This window comes from Aminobacter sp. P4_H6_2 (genome assembly GCF_056400805.1).
Map to the genome: position 1 here is coordinate 1 of NZ_JBFUKO010000444.1, position 4572 is coordinate 4572.

General features: G+C 62.5%; 6 protein-coding genes. All 6 read left to right on the top strand.

The genetic code is table 11. The features are described from left to right. Nucleotides 1–568, top strand: a 568-nt coding sequence (locus AC1DUU_RS23865) for an exopolysaccharide biosynthesis protein (RefSeq protein ID WP_476785858.1), incomplete at its 5' end; no start/stop codon positions are given. Nucleotides 569–573: 5 nt separating this feature from the next. Then, nucleotides 574–1341, top strand: a complete 768-nt coding sequence (locus AC1DUU_RS23870; RefSeq protein ID WP_476785859.1) for a formyl transferase — start codon at nt 574–576, stop codon at nt 1339–1341. Nucleotides 1342–1477: 136 nt separating this feature from the next. Continuing rightward, entirely contained in the window at nt 1478–1780 is a 303-nt protein-coding gene (locus AC1DUU_RS23875; protein WP_476785863.1) for a virulence factor, read from the top strand. After that, the gene (locus AC1DUU_RS23880; protein ID WP_476785860.1) at nt 1773–2357 is read left to right on the top strand and encodes a methylenetetrahydrofolate reductase C-terminal domain-containing protein; all 585 of its coding nucleotides are present in this window, start codon (nt 1773–1775) and stop codon (nt 2355–2357) included. Before AC1DUU_RS23875 ends, AC1DUU_RS23880 begins: the two co-directional genes overlap by 8 nt. Further along, nucleotides 2354–3454 (top strand): methylenetetrahydrofolate reductase, encoded by a 1101-nt coding sequence (locus AC1DUU_RS23885; protein ID WP_476785861.1) that lies wholly within the window; start codon nt 2354–2356, stop codon nt 3452–3454. The genes AC1DUU_RS23880 and AC1DUU_RS23885 overlap by 4 nt, the downstream gene beginning before the upstream one ends. A gap of 76 nt (nt 3455–3530) precedes the next feature. Beyond that, the gene (locus AC1DUU_RS23890; RefSeq protein ID WP_476785862.1) at nt 3531–4499 is read left to right on the top strand and encodes a methyltetrahydrofolate cobalamin methyltransferase; all 969 of its coding nucleotides are present in this window, start codon (nt 3531–3533) and stop codon (nt 4497–4499) included. Nucleotides 4500–4572 lie beyond the last annotated feature (73 nt).

Consider the following 4572-nt stretch of genomic DNA (forward strand, 5'->3'; position numbering starts at 1 on the left):
GATCGCCCGCGACGCCAAAGGCAGCATATCGATCGGCGACATCCGCGATACGCTTGGCAAGCGCAGCTTTGCGCCGCTGCTGGTCCTGTTTGCCGCTTTCAACATGTTGCCGCTGCCGCCAGGTGCCTCGGCCGTGCTTGGCCTGCCGCTCTTGATCGTGGCGGCACAAATGGCCTTCGGCAGCAATCGCGCTTGGCTGCCGGGTTTCATCACGCAGCGCTCGCTGTCGGCCGAGCAGTTCCGCTCCCTCACCGACTGGGTCATCCCCCGCCTCATCCGCCTCGAAGAGGTAGTACGGCCGCGCTACTGGCCGTTCTGGCGCAAACGCGGTGACCGCGTGATCGGCATCATCGCGCTCATCTTGTCCGTCTCGATCACACTGCCGATCCCGTTCGGCAACTGGCTGCCGGCCTTTGCAACGGCCCTGCTGGGTTTGGCGTTGTCTGAACGCGACGGCATCCTTTTTGCTGTGGGCAGCGTCGTCGGCGTGGCCTCCCTTGCTGTCGTCGGTTTGGTGGTCGGCGGTGCGGGCTTTGCCACGCACGCTTTCCTCGCTTGGCTGGGGTAGGCTAAATGAACCGCAGGCCGATCGTCTTCGTCACCGAAGGCGGCGAACATATCTGGGCCATCATCAACAGCCTGACCGACCGCTTCGGGCCGATATCAGTCGTTCTCGAAACGCCTTATTCCAAACGCGAGCTTCTGACGCGCCGCGCCGAGAAGCTTGGCTGGGTCTCCGTCGCCGGCCAATTGGGCACGATGGTTTTCATCCGCATCACAAAACGGTTCCTGAACCGTGGCATCAAACGCCTGATTGCGGAGGAGAACCTCTCTACCAAACCGCGTAGTGGCCAGGAGATCATTTCGGTTTCTTCCGCCAATGGCCCCGAACTCGTGGAAACTGTCCGCAGACTTGAGCCCACTGTGGTGTTCCTCGCCAGTTGCCGTCTTTTGTCGGCCAAAACGCTCGCCGCCATCCCCTGCCCGGTCATCAACTATCATTCCGGAATCAATCCGAAATATCGCGGCATGAACGGCGGGTACTGGGCGCTTGCGACAGGCGACCGGGATAATTTCGGCTCGACCGTGCATTTGGTCGATGCGGGCGTCGACACCGGCGCGGTGCTGTATCAGTCCAGGGGAAAACCCGGCAAAGGCGACACCATCGCCAGCTATGCCATGCGCCAGGCAGCCTTCTCGCGCGACATTTGCGCCCGGGCCGTCGAAGACGCACTCGCCGACCGACTGACGCCGGTCGACACCGGCCTGCCCTCCCGGCAGTGGTACCATCCAACCGTCTGGCAGTACCTCTGGACAGGCATCCGTCGCGGCGTCTGGTAGACGCTGACACCAACATCCCACCGCTATCTTTTGCGACATCGCATCGCGTCGCTTTTGAATGCGCGCGCGTCGTCCCATAACAAGCAGCATCCGCATGGTTGCGGCAAAGCTCAACGTGACTGAAAGCGAGACCGAAATGGCCGACCTGATCATCGTCTACTGGCGCGACATCCCTGCACAGGTCATCGTCAAGAAGGGCCGGCAGAACGCCAAGCGCGAATTGCCGCTGCGTTTCACTGAAGCGATCGACATGTGCGCCATGCGTACTGGTGCCGGCGACACCGACGCCTATCTGGCGGAGTGGCGCAAAGCCCTACCGGTTCCGGTCAGCGACGACCTTGAAGCCGAAGCCGACAAGGCTATGGCCGAGATCGATGCGAACTTCACACGCGAGCGGCTGGTCGCTCTCGTCAAGGCAGGCGGCAAGGAAGATGGTTGATACCCAGCCGACAGTAACCCAGGCGACTTTGGTCAAGAAGGCCGCGCCCAAAAGCGACTACAAGCCAGCCGACGTGTCGCCGCAGCGCCGTGTCCAGCGCAGCTACACCGTGCGGCTGTGGTCGATACGTCATTCGGGCCTGCTCGAATGGTTCTACAGCAGGTTCGCCGACGCCTTCCTGATGCTGCACCCGCTGTGGAAGAAGATCGGCTATGGCCGCGTCGAAGCCCCGATCAAATTTGTCGAAAAACGCGTCAAGGGCCTGATGTTCGACTGTCGCATGTGCGGCCAGTGCGTGCTGTCTTCCACCGGCATGTCCTGCCCGATGAACTGCCCCAAACAGCTGCGCAACGGCCCTTGCGGCGGAGTACGCGCCAACGGCAATTGCGAGGTCGAGCCGGATATGCCCTGCGTCTGGGTCAAGGCCTGGGAAGGCTCGCGCAACATGGTCAAGGGCGACGCCATCCTCAACGTCCAGAAGCCGGTCGATCAGTCGCTGCGCGAAACCTCGGCCTGGCTCAGGGTGACGGCCCAAGCTGCGACCACGCGCGAAGTTGCCACGAAAGAAGTCGCATGACCCCGCCGCGCCCGCGCCAGCCAGACGAACACCCTGATGGCATCGACCTGCCGCTTGATCGGCTGCCGGGCCATTCGTCGCGCGGCCGCCTCGAGCGCGTGCTGCGCCGAGGCGAATTCGCTGTCACCACCGAACTTAACCCGCCCGACAGCGCCGATCCCGAAGACGTCTACAATCGCGCCAAGATCTTCGATGGCTGGGTCGACGGCATCAATGCGGTCGATGCATCGGGCGCCAACTGCCACATGTCGTCCGTCGGCATCTGTGCCCTGCTCACCCGCATGGGTTACGCGCCGATCATGCAGATCGCCTGCCGCGACAAGAACCGCATCGCCATCCAGGGCGACGTTCTCGGTGCCGCCGCAATGGGTGTCGCCAACATCCTGTGCCTCACAGGCGACGGTGTGCAGGCAGGCGACCAGCCCGGCGCGAAGCCGGTGTTCGATCTCGATTCGATGTCGCTGCTCGAAACCGTTCGCATCATGCGCGACAACGGTAAATTCCTGTCTGGCCGCAAGCTGACCACGCCGCCGCAGCTTTTCCTTGGTGCCGCGGTCAACCCCTTCGCCCCGCCTTATGATTTCAGGCCTGTTCATATGGGCAAGAAGATTGCTGCCGGCGCCCAGTTCGTGCAGAGCCAGTACTGCTTCGATGTGCCGATGTTCCGCACCTTCATGAACCAGGTGCGCGATCTCGGCTACGACGAAAAATGCTTCATCCTGGTTGGCGTCGGCCCGCTGGCTTCGGCCAAGACCGCCAAATGGATCCGCGCCAACGTGCCGGGCATCCACATCCCTGATGCAATCATCAAGCGCTTGGAAGGCGCCCAGGACCAGAAGAAGGAAGGCAAGCAGCTCTGCATCGACATCATCAACGAGGTCAAGGAGATCGCCGGCGTGTCGGGCGTTCACGTCATGGCCTACCGGCAGGAGGAATATGTTGCCGAAATCGTCGATGAATCGGGCGTTCTGAAAGGCCGTCGCCCATGGAAGCGCGAGGYCCGCGCCGACGACCAGCGTGTCGCCGAGCGGCTTGAGCACATCCTGCACGATGACGTCACCGAATCGCAGGTCGACATGGTGAAGACCGCGCACTGACAGGCAGGCGCGATCGCCGCGCTTGAACGAAACCAAACAACGATATAAAGAAATCTTTATATCCTACGGAGGATTCATGACCCGCACCATCGTCGCCTCGGCGACCCGCGAAATCGTCATCGGTTTCGACCAGCCCTTCTGCGTCATCGGCGAGCGCATCAATCCGACCGGCCGCAAGAAGCTGGCCGCCGAGATGATCGCCGGCAATTTCGAGACGGTCATCCGCGACGCGCTGGAGCAGGCTGCCTGCGGCGCCACAATGCTCGACATCAATGCCGGCGTCACCTCGGTCAACCCGAACGAGACCGAACCGGGCCTGCTGGTGCAGACGCTCGAGATCGTCCAGAACCTGGTCGATCTGCCGCTCGCCATCGACAGCTCGGTGTCAGCGGCGATCGAGGCCGCGTTGAAGGTTGCCAAGGGCCGCCCGCTCGTCAACTCGGTGACCGGCGAGGAAGAGAAGCTTGAAGCCATCCTGCCACTGATCAAGAAGTACAACGTGCCTGTGGTTGCCATCTCCAATGACGAGACCGGCATTTCGATGGATCCCGACGTCCGCTTCGCGGTCGCCAAGAAGATCGTCGAGCGCTGCGCCGATTTCGGCATTCCCGCCCATGACGTCGTCGTCGACCCGCTGGTGATGCCGATCGGCGCACTCGGCGACGCCGGCCGCCAGGTCTTTGCGCTGCTGCGCCGCTTGCGCGAGGAACTCAAGGTCAACACCACCTGCGGCCTGTCCAACATCTCCTTTGGCCTGCCGCACCGCCACGGCATCAATGCCGGTTTCATTCCGATGGTCATCGGTGCTGGCATGACGAGCGCGATCATGAATCCCGTGCGCCCGCAGGAAATGGAAGCTGTCCGCGCCGCCAACGTGCTCAACGGCACCGACCCCAACTGCACCAACTGGATAAAGACCTACAAGGACTACAAGCCTTCCGAAGGAGGGCACGCTGTAGCGGCTCCGGTTGCCGTCAACGCACCCGGAGACGGCAATGGTGGTCGCCGCCGCGGTGGCCGCGAAGCCCGGATGGCGAGGGGATGATCGGATAAGATTATGCCTTATGTCGCCCCCCTCTGTCCTGCCGGACATCTCCCCCTCAAGGGGGGAGATCAGC

Coding starts and splice junctions, on each gene's coding strand:
- AC1DUU_RS23870 (WP_476785859.1), top strand. CDS start 574: ATGAACCGCAGGCCGATCGTCTTCGTCACCGAAGGCGGCGAACATATC.
- AC1DUU_RS23875 (WP_476785863.1), top strand. CDS start 1,478: ATGGCCGACCTGATCATCGTCTACTGGCGCGACATCCCTGCACAGGTC.
- AC1DUU_RS23880 (WP_476785860.1), top strand. CDS start 1,773: ATGGTTGATACCCAGCCGACAGTAACCCAGGCGACTTTGGTCAAGAAG.
- AC1DUU_RS23890 (WP_476785862.1), top strand. CDS start 3,531: ATGACCCGCACCATCGTCGCCTCGGCGACCCGCGAAATCGTCATCGGT.